We start from the raw sequence: 17,123 nt of genomic DNA, 5'->3' as shown, positions 1-17,123 counted from the left end.
TGGACTGGCCGTCACCGCTGCACAAGGACCGCCACGCACTCGACGTGATGCGTCATGGGAAAGAGTGCGAACGCGCGAAGGCTGTCGAGTCGATAGCCGTGCGCGCCGAAGGCCGCCAGGTCGCGTGCGAGCGCTGCGGGATCGCACGCGACGTAGACGATGCGCCGGGGCGCGAGGTCGACGATTCCGCGGACTGCCTTCTTGGCACCGGTACGTGGCGGGTCGAGCACGACGACATCGGCCGTGACCCCCAGCAACCGCTGGCCCAGCGCTCGCTCGACCGTCTCACCGACGAGCCGGACCTGCGGCAGGTCGTGCAGGTTGCGTCGAGCGTCGCGTGAGGCGCCCCGATCCGACTCGACGCTCAGCACTGCTCCGTCCTCGCCGGCCTCGTCGGCCAGGAAGGTCGTGAACAGGCCGACGCCGGCGTACAGATCCAGCACGGTGTCCCCCGCCCCGACCTGGGCACCCTCGATGACGGCCTCAACGAGCGTCGCCGCGGCATCGGGGTGCACCTGCCAGAAGCCCGAGCCCGAGACCCGGAAGTCGGCGGCGAGCACCTGCTCGACGACCGAGCCCTTGCCACCGCGGACCGTGCCGTCGACCGCGACGACACCGTCGACCGCGTCCTCGACGTCATCGGGGATGCTCGCGTCAGTGACCAGGAGCCGGTCGCCCGTCGACGACACGATGGCCTCGACCGACTCCGCGTCCCACGTGCGTCCGAGCACCTGGGGCAGCTCGGGGTGCGCGATCAGGCAACGATCGACCGGGATGATCTCGTGCGAGCGGTGTCGCCGGAGACCGGGACGGCCCTGCTCGTCGACCGCGAACTGCATGCGGGTCCGCCAGCCCGTCGCGGCAGGCTCGACCGCCTCAACCTCCCCGTCCCATGCGATGTTGGCGAGTCGGCGCAGCTGTTCGCGCACGACATCACCGAGCAGCGCCCGCTGGACCGCGGGGTCGACATGCTGGAAGTCACACCCGCCGCACTGCCCGGCGTACGCGCACGGAGCCTCGACCCGGCCCGCGGCCGGCTCGATGATCTCGATCGCGTCGGCGCGCAGGAACGACTTCGACCGGTCCGTGATGCGGATCCGGACCCGCTCGCCGGGCAGCGTGTGCCGCACGAAGACGACCTGGCCGTCCAGGCGAGCGACGCAGTGGCCTCCGTGCGCGATCGGGCCGACGTCGACGATCGGGTCGGCGCTCATCCGCGGTCCCGGTATCCACGGCGCACGTCGCCGGGCGCCGGTCGGTTGCGGCCGAGTCGTTGCTTGGCCCGACCCGCAGAGCTGAGCTGGTAGGGCACGCTGGTCACCATCACGCCGGGCATGAACAACAGTCTGCCCTTGAGCCGCAAAGCGGTCTGGTTGTGCAGGAGCTGCTCCCACCAACGCCCGACGACGTACTCGGGGATGTAGACCGTGATGATGTCGCGGGGGCTCTGCTTGCGGAGCTCCTTGACGTACCGGATGACGGGGCGGACGAGCTCCCGGTAGGGGGAGTCGATGACCTTCAGCGGGATCGGGATCGCGAGCTCGTCCCACTTCGCCATCAGCGCCTCGGTCGCGGCGGGGTCGAACTCCACCGTGAGCGCCTCGATCGTGTTCGGACGGGAGACACGGGCGTACGCCAGGGCCCGCATCGTCGGCTTGTGCAACCTGCTGACCAGGACGATCGCGTGGACCCGCGACGGGAGCGTGACGTCGGTGTCGTCGATCTCGAGCTCGGTCGAGACCCGGTCGTAGTGGCGACCGATGCTGCGCATCAGCATGAACACCGCAACCATGGCCACGATCGCGATCCACGCGCCGGCGAGGAACTTCGTGACCAGCACGATGATCAGGACCGCGAACGTCATGCCCAGGCCGATCGTGTTGACGATGCGCGACCGCTGCATGCGACGTCGGGCGTCGGGATCGGTCTCGGACCTCAGGTGCCGGTTCCAGTGCCGGATCATCCCGAGCTGGCTGAGCACGAACGACACGAACACACCGACGATGTAGAGCTGGATGAGCTTGGTGACCTCGGCGTCGAATGCCTGGATCAGGACGATCGCTGCGACGGCGAGCAGGATGATGCCATTGCTGAAGGTCAGCCGGTCGCCGCGGGTGTCGAGCTGGCGCGGGAGAAATCCGTCACGGGCCAGGATCGACCCGAGCACCGGGAAGCCGTTGAAGGCCGTGTTGGCGGCCAGCACCAGGATCACGCCGGTGCACGCGATCGTGAAGTAGAACAGTGGCGTGAAGTCGCTGTAGAGCGTCTTGGCGAGCTGGCCGATCACGGTGTCCTGCTCGTACGCCGCACCGATCGGCTTCCCGTTCTTGAGCAGCTGGGTGGCCGGGTCCTCGACGTAGCGCAGCTTCATCAGGTCCGCGAGCACCACGATGCTCATCAGCATCGTGACCGACAGCGTGCCGAGCAGCAGGAGCGTCGTGGCGGCGTTCTTGCTCTTGGGCTTCGTGAACGCGGGGACGCCGTTGCTGATCGCCTCGACACCGGTCAGGGCCGCGCAGCCGGAGGAGAACGCACGGGCCAGCAGGAGCACCATCGCGATGCCGGTGACACCGTTCTCGTACTGGTCCTCGGGGGCGATCGTGAACCCTGCGCTGGGCGCCTCGGGGAGGTTGCCGGTCAGGTAGCGGGCGTAGCCCCACAGCCCCATCATCAGGATCGCGAACATGAACAGATAGGTCGGGACCGCGAACGCCTTGCCGGACTCCTTGGTCCCGCGCAGGTTCATCGCCATCAACAGCAGCACCAGTGCACTGGCGGCCGTTGCCTCGTGGCCGTCAAGCCACGGCAGGGCCGAGCTCGCATTCTGCACACCCGAGGAGATCGACACCGCCACGGTCAGGACGTAGTCGACCAGCAACGCGCTACCGACCGTCAGTCCGGCCGTGGGTCCGAGATTGACCGTCGCGACCTCGTAGTCGCCGCCACCGCTGGGGTACGCGTGGACGTTCTGCCGGTAGGACGCGATGACGACGGCCAGCACCAGTGCCACGGCGATGCCGATCTTCCAGTTGAACGCGTACGCCGACAGGCCGCCGAGCGACAGGGTCAGGAAGATCTCGTCCGGCGCGTACGCCACCGACGAGAGCGCATCGCTGGCGAAGACCGGCAACGCGATCCGCTTGGGGAGAAGGGTCTCGCCGAGCTGCGTGCTGCGGAGCTTACGGCCGACCAACGCACGTTTGGCAACCTCGGTGATACCCACGAGAGACGATGCTAGACCTGGGGGGTCCTTCCGTGCGCGACGACTGCGCCTGCGGTGTAGCGTCGCCTGCGTGCACATCGTGATCATGGGCTGCGGCCGTGTCGGTTCGGCCCTCAGCCGGAGCCTCGAGGAGCGCGGTCACTCCACCGCCGTGATCGATTCCAACCCTGACGCATTCCGGCGGCTCGGCCCCGGTTTCACCGGGATCGCCGTGACCGGCGTGGGCTTCGACCGCGAGGTGTTGAAGAAGGCCGGCATCGAGCGCGCCGACGCCTTCGCCGCGGTCTCCAGCGGCGACAACTCCAACATCATCTCGGCACGTGTCGCGCGCGAGCAGTTCAAGATCGACAATGTCGTCGCCCGCATCTACGATCCGGGCCGCGCCGAGGTCTATGAGCGGCTCGGCGTGCCCACGGTTGCCACAGTGCCCTGGGCCGCCGACCAGGTGCTCCGCCGGCTGCTGCCGGCCGGCTCCGAGTCGGCCTGGCGCGACCAGTCCGGCGAGGTACGCCTTGACCAGGTCTACGCCCCGTTTGCGTGGATCGGTCGCCGGGTCGCCGAGCTCGAGGAGGCCGCCAGCGTTCGCGTGGCCTTCTTGCGACGGCTCGGCAGCGGCGTCATCCCCCGTCCCGACACCGTGATGCAAGAGGGCGACTACTTGAGCGTGTTCATGCGTGAAGACAACGCCCAGCAGGCGCATGCCGTTCTCGAGTCCGGGCCGGAGGCCGACTGATGCGCGTCGTGATCGCCGGAGCCGGAGCGGTCGGCCGCTCGATCGCCCAGGAACTCATCGACAACGGCCACACCGTCCTGCTGATCGACAAGTCGCCCTCAGCCATCCGTTCTGACGCCGTGCCCGATGCCCAGTGGCTGCTCGCCGACGCGTGCGAGCTGTCCTCGCTCGAGGAGGCCCAGCTGGAGTCCTGCGATGTCGTCATCTCGGCGACCGGCGACGACAAAGTCAACCTGGTCTGCTCGCTGCTGGCGAAGACCGAGTTCTCGGTCCCCCGCACGGTCGGTCGGGTCAACCACCCCAGCAATGAGTGGCTGTTCAGCGAGTCGTGGGGCGTCGACGTCTCGGTGTCGACCCCGCGCCTGATGTCAGCCCTGGTCGAGGAAGCCGTGACGGTGGGTGACCTGGTGCGCCTGTTCACGTTCCGCCAGAGCAACACGACCCTGGTCGAGCTGACGATGCCCGAGGACTCGCCGTTCGTCGGCAAGCGCGTCAGCGAGGTGCCGTGGCCCGGTGACGTCGTGCTGGTCGCGATCCTGCGGGACAACTCGATCGAGACGCCCGACGCCGATCGCTCGCTGGAGGCGGGCGACGAGCTGCTGTTCGTGACCCCCGAGGACGCCGAGGACAACCTCGGCGAGCTCCTGTCCCCCAAGCACTGAGCCGGCCACCTTCCCACTGACTGGGGAGGTGCGGGTCAGGCCTGCTGGGGCTCGATCGGATCGATCGGCGTGTGATTGCGGCCCAGGAGCCACGCCATGATCGCGAACGAGGCAATCTGCAGTGGCCAGCCCAGGACGATCTTGGACGTACCCAACAGCGCGACGTGGTCGGTGGCGTACAGCGGGTACTGCACGACGACCCGCAGGATGCATGGAAGGGCCATGATCCAGGTCAGCTGCGAGCAGAGCCTCACCAGACCGCGGTCGCCGTGCCACGCCGTCGGATCGCCCATGACGCTGCCGATCATGAATCCCAGCAACGGCCAGCCGACCACGATCGAGACGATGAAGACGACCGCGTAGCCACCGTTGTAGAGGATGCCGGGCAGGAACACGTCACGGGCCTCGCCGGACCGGGATGCGAACAGGGCAGCGATGCCGATGCCGAACAAGGCATTGACCACGAACTGCACGGTCGAGCGCTGCGCGAGGCGGAGGACCAGGAGCCCGACGGTCACGACAAAGCTCAGGACCAGCGACGCCCGCAGGTCGTGCGAGATGATCCACGACAACGTGAACAGGATCGTCGGGACAGCGCTCTCGACGATGCCTCGGCGCCCACCGAGCGCCTTGGCCAGCTGGGCACGGACCAGCTGTTCGACGGTGTCATGTGCGTCGGTGGTCGGCGGGCCGTCGGGGGCGGTCATGCCTCGAGTTCGTAGCGCGGGTTGTAGATGACCCGATCGCCCGTCCGCATGCCGATGCGCCCGTAGGCCTTGAGCTGTCGACCGGCCGACACACCCTCGATCTTGCGGCGTCCGAGCCAGATCAGCGTGACACAGTCTGAGCCGTCGTAGAGCTCGGCCTCAAGGGCTGTGACCTCACCGACGGGACGCAGCGTCACCGAGCGAAGCACTCCGTGGATCGTGACGAACGAACGGTCTTGGTGGGAGACGATGAGCTTGCAGCCTGCCTTGACGGCTTCGCTCTTGAGCTCCCCGGCCTCGATGTTCTCGGTGGAGAGCCTCTCGAGCGTCCTGCTGAAACGTCCCATGCCTGAATTCTACTCCTGCTCCGATGTCATGACCGCGTCCGCGGGCAGTGTCAGCAACAAAGCCTCGCGCGGGATCCGGGGCTCGTCGCCGCGCGCCACGATGACGTTCTTGAGGGCGTCCATCAGGACACCTTCGTCGCTGGGGTTGAGGCCAGCGTCGCCCAGGAACGTGCCGCGGAGCAACCAGCGGGGACCTTCGATGCCGACGATGCGGCTGGGCTGGAAGCCCTCCTCGCCATCGGGCAGCTCGACCGGTACCCGGATGTGCAGCTCGGGCCCGAACGGTCCGGAGATCTGCTCGCTCTGGCCGCCCAGGCGCTCGACCTCGATGATCAGGTCGTCGCGCACGTCGTCCCACAATCCACCCGATCGCGTCGCGGCGAAGGCACGCAGCTCCAGGGCGGCGTCGGCCGTGACGAGTACGACCGAACCAATGTCCTCGCTGTCGCCCTCGGTCGGCAGCTGGATCGCGTAGTCGTCGTGCCCGCGGACGATCAGAGGTCCCAGGTCGACGTATGGCTCATCGGCGCCAGGGACCTTCTCCGAGACATCCCACGGGCCGTTCGCGCGCAAGGCGGGCGGAGTCTCGACCGGGTCGTGATGCTCCTCGGCCTGGTCGTCCGCGTGGACCTTCTTGCGTCGAAGTGCCATCAGCTCGTCTCCCCCTGCGTCACAGCGGCCGCATGGCCACCGGTTGAACCGTATCCCCCGGCACCCCGCGCCGAGTCGGGAAGCGTGTCAGCCTCGACGAACGAGACCCGCTCGACCCGCTGGATCACGAGCTGCGCGATCCGGTCACCCCGCGACAGTGTCACTGACGTGTGCGGGTCGTGGTTGACCAGGAGGACCTTGATCTCTCCACGGTAACCGGCATCGATCGTGCCCGGGGTGTTGACGATCGACAGGCCGTGACGGAGCGCGAGCCCCGACCGGGGGTGGATGAACCCGGCCAGACCGTCCGGCAGCGCGATCGCCACCCCCGTCGGCACCAGCACTCGGGCCCCGGGCGCGAGCTCGACGTCGATCGTCGTGACGAGATCGGCGCCGGCGTCACCGGGGTGTGCGTACCCCGGAAGCGGGACATCCGGATCCAGCCGTGTGATGGTCACCTCGAACATGGCTGCGACCCTACCTGCGTCCCGATGTGGGGCGGCATGAGGCAAGGTTGAACTGTGACCACCTACCGCGAGCGCCTGACCGCCCCCATCTCCTGGTGGATGGCCGCCCTGGCCTTCGCCGCAGTCTGGGGTTGGGTCGTGCTGGTCGTGACCACCTGGCCGATCGCGATCACGGCCTTTCTCATTGTTGCGGCTGCCGATGTCTACGCCGTGTGGCGCTACGGATCGCTGCTTGTCTCGGTCGGGCCGGACCGGCTCCAGGTCGGCCGCGCGTCGATCGACCTGGCGCACGTCGGCGCCGTCGAGCCGCTGCACCACGAGGCCTACCGCCACCGGCTCGGCATCGGTGCCGACGCCCGGGCGTACCTCGCCACCCGGCCCTACCTCGGCCGCGGTGTCCTGGTGCCGATCGACGACACCAGCGATCCGGCACCGTACTGGCTGGTGTCGAGCCGACGCCCGGACGCGCTGGCGGCAGCGTTGGGCCACACTGGGAGCGCGCCACAGCCGTCGGCGCACGAGACCACACGAGAGGCGCCCCGTGGCGAAGAAGAAGAAGCAGTCTGAGCACGCCGACAAGCTTGCGGCGGAGGCAGCAGCCACACCCGCGACCAAGTCACCCGGCAAGGGCGCATGGCGACTCATGGACAAGGGCTCGGCCATCGTCGCCGGCCTGCTCGCCCAACGCGCGTCGGTCATCGCCTGGCGCGCGGTCACAGGCAAGAAGCCTCCCACCAGCGGTCGCCACCCCGAGGTCACGACCGGCGAGGCCGTGGCCTGGGCCGTCGTAGGTGGCGCGATCATCGAGCTCGTCAAGGTCGCCGTGCGCCGCGGCACGGCCACCTACTGGGTTCGCTCGACCGGAAACCTGCCGCCGGGCATGAAGCCGATCGTCACGGTGCCCAAGGGAAACGAAAAGGAGCCGGTCCTTGCGGACCCGGCTCCCGAACGTGCGTCGACCAAGAAAAAGGTCAGTAGGCGCAATCGCGGCAGATGAGCGCGCCGTTCTTCTCCGAAGCAAGCTGGCTGCGGTGGTGCACCAGGAAGCATGACGAGCAGGTGAACTCGTCGAGCTGCTTGGGCACGACCTGGACGGCCAGCTCCTCGTGGGAGAGGTCGGCTCCGGGCAGCTCGAACGATTCAGCTGCTTCGGTCTCGTCCTCGTCGACCTTGCCCGAGTTCTTCTCGTGCCGACGCGCCTTGAGCTCCTCGATGCTGTCCTCGGACTGCTCTTCCTCGGTCTTGCGTGGTGCGTCGTAGTCGGTAGCCATCAAATCTCCCTCTGTGCGGAACAACCGGCGTGATTGTGCCACATCTTCAAGTAGCGCTCACAGTCAGAACCCACAAGCGCGAACGAGGGCAAAATATTCCTCCGCGACCGCGGGATGTGCTGCCATGACCATACGCTCACCCGGGGGTCCGTCCAGACCGCTCAGGACCAGTCCGGCCTCGGCGGCGATCAGACCACCCGCCGCCAGGTCCCAGGGCTTCAGCCCCTGCTCGAGGTACGCGTCGAACTGGCCCTCGGCGAGACCGCACAGGTCGAGCGCCGCAGAGCCGATCCGGCGGATGTCGCGGACCTGCGGAAGGAAAGTCGCCATCGCCGCAGCCTGGGCGGCACGGATCTCGGGGACATAGTTGAAGCCGGTCGCCACGAGCGCGTGGGCGACCGACTCGGGGACCGGGGCGAAGAGCACTCGCCGCTCGTCACCGTCGTAGCGCCACGAGCCCGTACCGCGGACCGAGCCCCACTCGGCGCCCGAGGCGATGTTGATGACGTACCCCGCGACGACCTCGCCGTCCCGGCGCGCAGCGATCGAGACGCCGTACGTCGGGATGCCGTAGACGAAGTTGACCGTGCCGTCGATCGGGTCGACGACCCACTCGACTCCCGAGGAGCCGGCCACGTCGTTGCCCTCCTCGCCGACGAAGCCGTCATCGGGTCGCGCTGCGAAGATGCGCTCGCGGATCAGTCGCTCGCAGGCCTCGTCGATCTCGGTGACGACATCGGTCGGGCTTGACTTGGTCGCCGCGACGTCGACGCGTCCCGCGGGACGCCGATCCGCGACGAAGGCGGCAGCCTCGCGACCCACCGTCCGAGCCAGGCTCAGCAGCGACTCGCTCATGAGATCGTCGGCAGCGGCGAGCGCGGGTTGAGGCAGCAGTCCGTCGGGCACACGTCGTGCGAAGGTCCGAGGTCGCCCACCGAGCATCGCTCGAACCCCTCACCGCGCTCGATCGCGGCACGTTCGAGCAGCAGATCGCGCACCATCGCGACGAAGTCCGGGTGGGCGCCGGGAGTGTCGACGCGGTCGTAGCGGAGCCCGAGGCCGTCGGCGGTCATCTTGGCCTCCGTGTCGAGGTCGTAGATGACCTCCATGTGGTCGGAGATGAACCCGATCGGCACGACGATGACGGAGGAGACGCCGGACTCGTGCAGCTCGCGCAGGTGGTCGTTGATGTCGGGCTCGAGCCACGGCACGTGCGGCGATCCCGATCGCGAGCAGAACGCCAGCGACCAGTTCTGCGCCCCGGCACCCTCGGCAACCGCCGCCGCAGCGCTCCGGTGCTGCCGGACGTACATCTCTCGCCCCGGCCCGCCGCTGGCCGCGTTCATCGACTCCGGGATCGAGTGCGTCACGAAGACCACGTGCGCACCGTCGGGCGCCGATGCGAGCGCCTCGGCGGTGGCCTCGGTGAACGGACCGACGAACCCCGGGTGGTTGAAGTAGTGGCGCAGCCGGCTGAGCTGGATGTCGAGTCCGCTGACCGCGTCGTGGAGGTCCTCGCGGTACTGCCGGCAGCCGGAGTAGGACGAGTAGGCGCTGGTCACAAAGCAAGCCGCCCGTTTGATGCCGTCGGCGGCCATCTGACGGGCCGCGTCACGCAGGTAGGGGTCCCAGTTGCGGTTGCCCCAGTAGATCGGCAGGTCCACGCCATGGTCGGCAAAATCCTTGCGCATCGCGTCGAGCAGCTCGAGGTTGAGCTCGTTGATGGGCGACTTGCCACCGAACAGGAAGTAGTGCTGGCCCACCTCCTCGAGGCGCTCCCGCGGGATGCCGCGTCCGGCGGTCACGTTCTCGAGGAACGGGACGACGTCGTCGGGATGTTCCGGCCCCCCGAACGACACGAGCAGCAGGGCGTCGAAGGGTCTGGCATCCATGGCTCCATTCTCTCACCGAGGTCGATAAGGTGCTCAGGCTGGGAGGCCATGGATGATCACGACGTATCGCGCTGTGCTGTCGCGCCCGGGCGCCGCGCTGTTCTCATTCACAGCCCTGTGGTCCCGCCTGCCGTTGTCGATGGCCGGGCTGGGCATCGTGCTGCTGGTGTCGGAGCGCACCGGTTCGTACGGCCGAGCGGGCGTCGTGGCAGCGGCGTACGTGCTGGCGGCCGCCGCTCTCGGACCGCTGCAGGGCCGTCTGGCCGATCGTCTGGGTCAGTCCCGAGTGCTGTGGGCAGTCGGTGCCCTCTACGCCGTGGGGATCGCTCTGACGATCCTCGCGATCGACCTCGACTGGTCGTCGCCGCTACCTCACCTGTGCGCGGCCGTCGCAGGCGTCGCGACCCCGCAGACCGGCAGCATGGTGCGCGCCCGGTGGACCCACGCGGTCTCCGACCGCAGCCAGCTCAACACCGCGTTCTCGATCGAGGCCGTCATCGACGAGGTCGTGTTCGTCGTCGGGCCGGTGCTGGTGACCTTCCTGACCCTGCAGGTCGCCGACGTCTCAGGTCTGATCTTCGCCGGCGCGGCGGCGACACTGGGGTCGTGGGCGCTTGCGCTGCAGCGGGGCACCGCTCCCCCGCGTATCGAGCAGACCGGGGCCCCACGGATCCCCATCGGCTGGGGCCTGCTGGGTCCGCTGGTCGCAGTCTCGGTGGGTCTGGGTGTCCTCTTCGGATCGACCGAGGTCATCGTGGTGGCTTTCACGAAGGAGGAGGGTCGCCCCGGTGCCGCCGGGGCCGTGCTCGCGGTCTGGGCCGCCGGGAGCCTGCTGGCCGGCGTCGTGGTCGGGGCTCTCCCCGAGACCCGCAACCCCCTGCGCCGATTCAGGATCGCCGTGCTGGTGCTGGCTCTGCTGTTCGCCCCCCTCGGATTCCTCCCGAGCTCGCTGTGGCTTGCCGCCGGATTGTTCTTCGCCGGCGCCATGATCTCCCCTGCGCTGATCTCGATGGTCAACCTGATCGAGCTGGGGGTGCCCCCGTCTCGACTCACCGAGGCCCTGACGTGGACCGGCACGGGCATGGCCGTCGGGGTCGCGCCGGGCGCCGCGGTCGCCGGATGGGTCGTCGACGGGCACGGCGCCGCGGCGGGGTTCCTGGTTCCCCTGGTGGCGGGACTCGCAGGCGCCGTCGTGGCCTGGACGATCGGCAAGAAGACAGACCGTGCCGCAAGGTGAACTTCGAGCCGAAGTGGCACTAACCTTGGGCACGACATGACCGAACTCACCTTGGCCGAGCGCAGCGTCGAACTCGTGCGGCGCTGGATCGCTCCCACACGTACCCAGGGCCGGCACACCGATGCCGCCGCCGCACGACTGGCGATGCTGTTGAAGGATCCCCAAGGGCTCGAGTTCACGATCGGCTTCGTCGACCGTGTCGTCCGTCCGGACGACCACCGGGTCGCCGCTCGCAACCTGCGTACGCTCGCCCTGCACACGCCATCGTTCCTGCCGCTGAGCCAGCGGCTTCTGCTCAAGCTCGGAGCAGTCGTCGCCGTGGTCCTTCCCGGCACCGTGGTGGCGATCGCCCGCCGGACGTTGCGCCGGATGGTCGGGCACCTCGTCGTCGACGCCCGGCCCAAGCAGCTCGGTCGCACGATCAAGCGTCTGCGATCAGGCGGCGACCGGCTCAACCTCAACCTGCTCGGCGAGGCGGTCCTCGGCGAGGGTGAGGCCGCCCGGCGCCGGGACGGCACGATGGAGCTCCTCGAGCGCGATGACGTCGACTACGTGTCGGTCAAGGTCTCCTCGGTCGCCAGCCAGCTCTCGATGTGGGCGTTCGACGAGTCGGTGGCTCGGGTCGTCAAGCAGCTCACCCCCTTGTATGAACGGGCGTCCAGCGGAGAGCCGACCTTCATCAACCTCGACATGGAGGAGTACCACGACCTGGATCTCACGGTGGCGGTGTTCACCACGATCCTGGAGTCGTTCCCCGATCTCGAGGCCGGCATCGTGCTGCAGGCCTACCTCCCCGACGCCCTCGGTGCGATGCAGAACCTGCAGGGGTGGGCGACCACACGGCGCGCCAACGGCGGCGCCGCGATCAAGGTGCGCGTCGTCAAGGGCGCCAACCTCGCGATGGAACGCGTCGATGCCACGGTCCACGGGTGGCCACTCGCGACGTGGGGCAGCAAGCAGGAGACCGACACCAACTACAAGCGCGTGCTCGACTGGGCGCTGACGACCGAGCGCACCGACGCGGTGCGGATCGGCGTTGCCGGCCAGAACCTGTTCGACATCGCGTACGCCTGGCTGCTCGCGGGCGATCGCGGTGTGCGCGACGGCGTGGACTTCGAGATGCTGCTCGGGATGGACAGCGGGCCGGTCGACGCCGTGCGCGGCGACATCGGACAGCTGCTGCTCTACACGCCGGTCGTCCACCCGGACGAGTTCGACGTCGCGATCTCCTACCTCGTACGACGCCTCGAGGAGAACGCCAGCAGCGACAATTTCATGTCCGCGGCGTTCGAGCTCGCAGACGAGCCCGATCTGCTGAATCGCGAGATCCGGCGGTTCTTCGCTGCCGTCGACGACCTCGACGACGAAGTCCCCGCGCCGCACCGTGTACAGAACCGACTGACCGAGATCGCGCCCGTGCGCTCAGGGTCGTTCGCCAACACCCCCGACACCGATCCCTCGACCGCCGGCAACCGCGAATGGGGCCGGTTGGTCCTGTCCCGCTCGTCGTACACCCAGCTCGGTGCCGAGACGGTCCGCAACAACAAGATCCCGGGGCCGGCCAGCCTCGAGAGCGTCGTGCAGGACACCCGCAAGGCCGCCCGCGAGTGGCAGGCCCGGGGCTCGGAGGTCCGGGCCTGGATCCTGCACCAGGCTGGCAACGCGCTCGGCGCCCGTCGCGGCGATCTCGCCTCGGTCATGGCAGCCGAAGCCGGCAAGACGATCGCCGAGGGTGATGTCGAGGTCAGCGAGGCGATCGACTTCGCGCACTACTACGCCGAGGCCGCCCGCCGTCTCGACGCGGTCGACGGGGCAGAGTTCGTCCCGGACACCCTCACCGTCGTGACGCCCCCGTGGAACTTCCCGGTCGCGATCCCGGCCGGCTCCGTGCTCGCCGCTCTCGCCGCCGGCAGCGGAGTCATCATCAAGGCCGCTCCGCAGACCCGCCGTTGCGCGGCCGTGATGGTCGAGGCGCTCTGGCAGGCGGGTGTTCCTCGGGACGTCCTCCGCTACGCCACGATCGACGAAGGTCCGCTCAGCAAGACCCTCATCGCGCACTCCGACGTCGACCGGGTCATCCTGACCGGCGGTTGGGAGACGGCCAACCTGTTCCGCTCGTGGCGCCCCGACCTGCCTCTGCTCGCCGAAACAAGTGGCAAGAACGCCATCATCGTGACGCCCAGCGCTGACATCGACCTCGCCGTCGCCGACATCGTCCGCAGTGCCTTCGGCCACGCGGGTCAGAAGTGTTCGGCCGCGAGCCTGGCGATCCTTGTCGGCTCCGTCGCGGACTCCGAGCGGTTCCACCGGCAGCTCGTCGACGCAGTGTCCTCGCTCAAGGTCGGCTTCCCCGAGGACCCCGAGGTCACGATGGGCCCGATCATCGAGCCGCCGCTCGGCAAGCTCGCCGAGGGCCTCACGACGCTCGGTGATCACGAGGAGTGGCTCATCGCGCCGCAGCAGCTCGGTTCCGACTCCCGGCTCTGGTCGCCCGGGGTCCGCACCGGAGTTCGTCCCGGCAGCCGGTTCCACACGACGGAGTATTTCGGGCCGATCCTCGGCATCATGAGTGCCCGCTCACTCGACCAGGCCATCGAGTGGCAGAACGCCACCCACTACGGGCTGACGGCGGGCATCCACTCGCTCGACCCGCACGAGGTCAACAGCTGGATCAGCAAGGTGCAGGCCGGCAACCTCTACGTCAACCGCGGCATCACCGGCGCGATTGTGCAGCGGCAGCCGTTCGGCGGCTGGAAGCGATCCTCGGTCGGCACCACGGCCAAGGCTGGCGGACCCAACTACCTGACTCACCTGGGCACGTGGCGTCCACGCCCCCTCAGGCCGACCGAGATCCCCGATCTCTCACCTGCGGTGAGCAAGATCCTCGACGCCTGCGAACGTCACGTCACCGCCGCGGAGCACCGCGCGCTCATCGCAGCTGCCGGCTCTGACCAGACGGCCTGGACGCGGGAGTACGGCGTGCTGAAGGACGTCTCCAAGCTCGGTGTCGAGCGGAATGTCTTCCGCTACGTGCCAGTGCCGGTCTCGATCCGGTTCGAGGGCTTCCTGCCCGAGCTCGTCCGTGTCCTGCTGGTCGCTGCGCGTACCGACGCCCCGATCACGGTCAGCTCACGCAGCGCCCTGCCGGACGGCCTCGCGCCCCACGCCACGGTCCAGACGCACCAGGAGTGGCTCGCGGACGTCTCGGCCAACCGCCCGGCCCGGCTGCGCCTGATCGGGCCCGATCCGCGTGAGGTCGCCAATGCGGTCGACGGCGATCCTGATGTGGCCATCTACAGCGGGCAGGTCACGCCCTCGGGACGGGTCGAGGCGCTGCCGTTCCTGCAGGAGCAGGCCATCTCGATCACGAACCACCGGTTCGGCAACCACGACGCCGAGTTCGAGCAGGTCCTCCCCCGCCCGCACTGAGCGTCGAACGGTTCAACCGTGTGCCATTCCGGGAGGCAGCGGCGCGGTCCAGCCTCGCTTGAGTGCCAGCAGCCGCCAGCCCAGGCACACGACGAAGGCCAACGCGTACCACCACTCATTGAGCTCGAGGTGGTGCACGAGCGTCGCGATCAGTGCACCCGCAAAGGCCGGGGTGGCGTACAGCTCACCGCCGAAGATCACCGGCACGCGGCCGGCTGCGACGTCACGCATCATGCCGCCTCCGATGCCGGTCAGCATCCCAAGGGCTGCGGCGGCCAGCACTCCGAGTCCGGCCGCGTCTGCCTTGACCGCGCCCGTCACGCAGAACAGCGCCAGACCGACCGCATCGAGCACCAGGATCTGCCGCTCCATCCGGCCGAACGTCGGATGGAACACGAACACCGCGATCGCCGTGACTGCCGGCACCACCAGGTAGCGCCAGTCGTCGAGAGCCGCCGGCGGGACGGCCCCGATCATCACGTCCCGCAGCACGCCTCCGCCGAGGCCCGTGATGAGCGCGAGGACTATGACCCCGAACACATCGAGCTCCTTGCGCACCCCGACCAGGGCGCCGGTGGAGGCGAATACTGCGATGCCGGCCAGATCGAGGACCAGAAGAAGGGTGTCGGACACGGCGACGACGCTATCGGGTGTCGGCGCGTCACCGCAGGTTCGGGGCTCGCCCGCCTAGGATGAGAACACGCTTCGGGTGAACGCCCACGCGGAGCCGGCATCACATTGGAGGCGATGACATGCGTGATCTCGGTCTGGACCGACTGAGCGAGGACAGACGGTTCCTCATCGCGCACGACAGTGCCACCGGTGAGAAGTTCCGCATCCCCGCTGATCACCGCCTCACTTCCCTGATCGGCAAGCCGTCCCACTCTGGGAACACCTCCGGCCAGTTGGAGATCCGCATGGAAAGCTCTCTCAGCCCGCGCGACATCCAGACCCGCATCCGCCGCGGCGAGTCGCCCCAGTCGGTTGCCGATTCGGCCGGCGTGCCGGTCGAGCAGATCAACGGATTCGCCGGCCCGGTCCTCGCCGAGCGCGAGTTCATGTGCGAGCAGGCCCGCAAGACTTCGATCCGGCGCAAGCACGTCGGCGGGGCAGGCGTCCTGCTCGGCACCCTGGTCTCCGAGAACATTCTCGCTGACGGCGGCGTGCCCGAGTCGGCCACGTGGGACTCCTGGCGTCGCGAGGACGGCCGCTGGACCGTGCTGGTGACTCCCCATGCCGCCAAGTATCCAGCCACCTTCCTGTTCGACGTCAAGAGTCGCTACGTCGTGCCCGCGGACGAGTTCGCGCACGACCTGGTCGGCGATGTGGCGCTGCCGGACTCGGCCGACATGGCGATCGCTGATGCCGTGCGCTCCGAGCGTCGCGCCGAGCCGGAAGCTGCACGGCCGACCACACCCGCCGAGGTCCTCGACACGCTCCACGAGGCGGAGCCCGAGGCCGAGCCCGAGGTGCGGACCGGCGTCTCGTCACTCAAGGCCGCGCGAGACCGCAAAGCGCTCGAGCAGCTCGCGATCGGCGACGCCGAGGAGACCGAGGACTCCGAGACCACTACGGAGGTCGAGCACGAGGCGGACGACTTCGAGGACTCCCTCGAGCACGACGTCGCGGTGCCCGACACGATGGGCCCACGCAAGAAGCGACACGAACGCCGTCGCGTCCCGAGCTGGGACGAGATCATGTTCGGCGACAAGAACGACTGAGCGCGACTGAGCGCGACTGAGCGCGTTCGGCTCAGCCGAACGGCAGGACGTCCGGCGACATCGCGGCGGCCTTGGCCGTCGCAACGGTCATCCTGCGCCGATGGTGACGTCGGCACAGCACCTCGTAGCCGACCGTCGGCGTCGGCCGGCCGATCTCCTCAACGTCGCCGACCACGATGACATCGCCCTCGGTCACCATGACCCCGTCCTCGGTCCGCGCGTTGTGCGTGGCCCGTTCGCCACACCAGCACAACGCCTCGACCTGGAGGGTGTGCACGTGGTCGGCCAGCTCGACCAGGCGCAGGGAGCCGGGGAACAGCTGCGTGCGGAAGTCCGTGAGGATACCGAAGGCAAAGACGTCGATCGACAGCTCGTCGGTGATCTTGGCGAGCTGGTCGACCTGCTCGACGGTGTAGAACTGTGCCTCGTCGCACACGAAGTAGTCGATGCGCCCGCCCTGGGTCAGCTGGTCGACGGTGTGCTGCCAGAAGCTGAACGCGTCGTCCACCTCGATCGCCGGGACCGCCAGGCCGAGCCGACTCGAGAGCGTCGCGGTGCCCGCGCGGTCGTGCGATGTGAACACCAGCCCCACGCGTCCACGCGCGCGGTGGTTGTGGTCCATCTGCAGCGCCAGGGTGCTCTTGCCGCAGTCCATCGTGCCGGAGTAGAAGTTCAGATCAGCCACCGCACAAGGCTAGTCGAGGCCGTTCTTGTCGGTGCGCTCCCCCGGCGACGGCCGATCAGGTGGCAGTCAGGTTGGCGAACCTAGTCTCAGGCTCGAGC

At 68.6% G+C, this 17,123-nt stretch carries 18 protein-coding genes; 7 read left to right on the top strand and 11 right to left on the bottom strand.

Annotated elements, in window-relative coordinates; all coding sequences use genetic code 11:
- Nucleotides 1-11 precede the first annotated feature (11 nt).
- Both C6I20_RS06215 and C6I20_RS06210 read right to left on the bottom strand, forming a co-directional pair.
- The gene (locus tag C6I20_RS06215; protein ID WP_118395168.1) at nt 12-1,214 is read right to left on the bottom strand and encodes a class I SAM-dependent RNA methyltransferase; all 1,203 of its coding nucleotides are present in this window, start codon (nt 1,212-1,214) and stop codon (nt 12-14) included.
- Nucleotides 1,211-3,223 (bottom strand): APC family permease, encoded by a 2,013-nt coding sequence (locus C6I20_RS06210; protein ID WP_254052266.1) that lies wholly within the window; start codon nt 3,221-3,223, stop codon nt 1,211-1,213. Before C6I20_RS06210 ends, C6I20_RS06215 begins: the two co-directional genes overlap by 4 nt.
- A gap of 70 nt (nt 3,224-3,293) precedes the next feature.
- Here C6I20_RS06210 and C6I20_RS06205 point away from each other — a divergent pair, with 70 nt between their 5' ends.
- Together C6I20_RS06205 and C6I20_RS06200 are read left to right on the top strand one after the other, a co-directional pair.
- The gene (locus tag C6I20_RS06205; RefSeq protein ID WP_118395166.1) at nt 3,294-3,956 is read left to right on the top strand and encodes a TrkA family potassium uptake protein; all 663 of its coding nucleotides are present in this window, start codon (nt 3,294-3,296) and stop codon (nt 3,954-3,956) included.
- Nucleotides 3,956-4,618 carry a TrkA family potassium uptake protein gene (locus tag C6I20_RS06200; RefSeq protein WP_118395165.1) on the top strand — a complete coding sequence of 221 codons (663 nt, stop codon included), beginning with the start codon at nt 3,956-3,958 and terminating at the stop codon, nt 4,616-4,618. Before C6I20_RS06205 ends, C6I20_RS06200 begins: the two co-directional genes overlap by 1 nt.
- A 35-nt stretch (nt 4,619-4,653) precedes the next feature.
- Here C6I20_RS06200 and C6I20_RS06195 read toward each other — a convergent pair whose 3' ends face one another.
- The 4 genes from C6I20_RS06195 to dut are packed head-to-tail and all read right to left on the bottom strand — an operon-like array spanning nt 4,654 to nt 6,790.
- Nucleotides 4,654-5,325, bottom strand: coding sequence for a DUF3159 domain-containing protein (locus C6I20_RS06195; protein ID WP_118395164.1), 672 nt, complete (start codon nt 5,323-5,325; stop codon nt 4,654-4,656).
- The gene (locus C6I20_RS06190) at nt 5,322-5,672 is read right to left on the bottom strand and encodes an OB-fold nucleic acid binding domain-containing protein (protein WP_118395163.1); all 351 of its coding nucleotides are present in this window, start codon (nt 5,670-5,672) and stop codon (nt 5,322-5,324) included. The genes C6I20_RS06195 and C6I20_RS06190 overlap by 4 nt, the downstream gene beginning before the upstream one ends.
- A 9-nt stretch (nt 5,673-5,681) precedes the next feature.
- The gene (locus C6I20_RS06185) at nt 5,682-6,323 is read right to left on the bottom strand and encodes a DUF3710 domain-containing protein (RefSeq protein WP_118395162.1); all 642 of its coding nucleotides are present in this window, start codon (nt 6,321-6,323) and stop codon (nt 5,682-5,684) included.
- On the bottom strand, nt 6,323-6,790 hold the full coding sequence (dut, locus tag C6I20_RS06180; RefSeq protein ID WP_118395161.1) for a dUTP diphosphatase: 468 nt from the start codon (nt 6,788-6,790) through the stop codon (nt 6,323-6,325). Before dut ends, C6I20_RS06185 begins: the two co-directional genes overlap by 1 nt.
- Before the next feature lie 54 nt (nt 6,791-6,844).
- On the opposite strand from dut, the gene C6I20_RS06175 reads away from it, so the two are divergent.
- Both C6I20_RS06175 and C6I20_RS06170 read left to right on the top strand, forming a co-directional pair.
- On the top strand, nt 6,845-7,357 hold the full coding sequence (locus C6I20_RS06175; protein ID WP_118395160.1) for a DUF3093 domain-containing protein: 513 nt from the start codon (nt 6,845-6,847) through the stop codon (nt 7,355-7,357).
- Complete coding sequence (locus C6I20_RS06170) at nt 7,332-7,787, top strand: DUF4235 domain-containing protein (RefSeq protein ID WP_118395159.1); 456 nt, start codon at nt 7,332-7,334, stop codon at nt 7,785-7,787. The genes C6I20_RS06175 and C6I20_RS06170 overlap by 26 nt, the downstream gene beginning before the upstream one ends.
- On the opposite strand, the gene C6I20_RS06165 is transcribed toward C6I20_RS06170, so the two are convergent.
- From C6I20_RS06165 to C6I20_RS06155, 3 genes are all read right to left on the bottom strand, one after another.
- Nucleotides 7,762-8,061, bottom strand: coding sequence for a DUF4193 domain-containing protein (locus tag C6I20_RS06165; RefSeq protein ID WP_118395158.1), 300 nt, complete (start codon nt 8,059-8,061; stop codon nt 7,762-7,764). The genes C6I20_RS06170 and C6I20_RS06165 overlap by 26 nt on opposite strands.
- Nucleotides 8,062-8,124: 63 nt before the next feature.
- Nucleotides 8,125-8,916, bottom strand: a complete 792-nt coding sequence (locus C6I20_RS06160; protein WP_118398650.1) for an inositol monophosphatase family protein — start codon at nt 8,914-8,916, stop codon at nt 8,125-8,127.
- Nucleotides 8,913-9,953 (bottom strand): ferrochelatase, encoded by a 1,041-nt coding sequence (locus C6I20_RS06155; protein WP_118395157.1) that lies wholly within the window; start codon nt 9,951-9,953, stop codon nt 8,913-8,915. Before C6I20_RS06155 ends, C6I20_RS06160 begins: the two co-directional genes overlap by 4 nt.
- A 52-nt stretch (nt 9,954-10,005) precedes the next feature.
- Here C6I20_RS06155 and C6I20_RS06150 point away from each other — a divergent pair, with 52 nt between their 5' ends.
- Both C6I20_RS06150 and C6I20_RS06145 read left to right on the top strand, forming a co-directional pair.
- Nucleotides 10,006-11,190, top strand: coding sequence for an MFS transporter (locus C6I20_RS06150; RefSeq protein WP_118395156.1), 1,185 nt, complete (start codon nt 10,006-10,008; stop codon nt 11,188-11,190).
- Between the two features lie 36 nt (nt 11,191-11,226).
- Entirely contained in the window at nt 11,227-14,619 is a 3,393-nt protein-coding gene (locus tag C6I20_RS06145) for a bifunctional proline dehydrogenase/L-glutamate gamma-semialdehyde dehydrogenase (protein WP_118395155.1), read from the top strand.
- Nucleotides 14,620-14,631: 12 nt separating this feature from the next.
- Here C6I20_RS06145 and C6I20_RS06140 read toward each other — a convergent pair whose 3' ends face one another.
- Entirely contained in the window at nt 14,632-15,252 is a 621-nt protein-coding gene (locus C6I20_RS06140) for a trimeric intracellular cation channel family protein (RefSeq protein WP_118395154.1), read from the bottom strand.
- Between the two features lie 119 nt (nt 15,253-15,371).
- Between C6I20_RS06140 and sepH the strand changes: the two genes are divergently transcribed.
- Nucleotides 15,372-16,340 carry a septation protein SepH gene (sepH, locus tag C6I20_RS06135; protein ID WP_118395153.1) on the top strand — a complete coding sequence of 323 codons (969 nt, stop codon included), beginning with the start codon at nt 15,372-15,374 and terminating at the stop codon, nt 16,338-16,340.
- A 31-nt stretch (nt 16,341-16,371) separates the two neighbouring features.
- Here the strand turns inward: sepH and C6I20_RS06130 are convergent, their stop codons facing one another.
- Nucleotides 16,372-17,025: a thymidine kinase gene (locus C6I20_RS06130; RefSeq protein ID WP_118395152.1), complete on the bottom strand. Its 654-nt coding sequence runs from the start codon at nt 17,023-17,025 to the stop codon at nt 16,372-16,374.
- Nucleotides 17,026-17,123: the final 98 nt, after the last annotated feature.

It is taken from the genome of Aeromicrobium sp. A1-2 (assembly GCF_003443875.1).
Taxonomy (GTDB): Bacteria; Actinomycetota; Actinomycetes; order Propionibacteriales; family Nocardioidaceae; genus Aeromicrobium.
The sequence above is the reverse complement of the archived record's forward strand: the minus strand, read 5'-3'. Positions and strand labels throughout refer to the sequence as shown.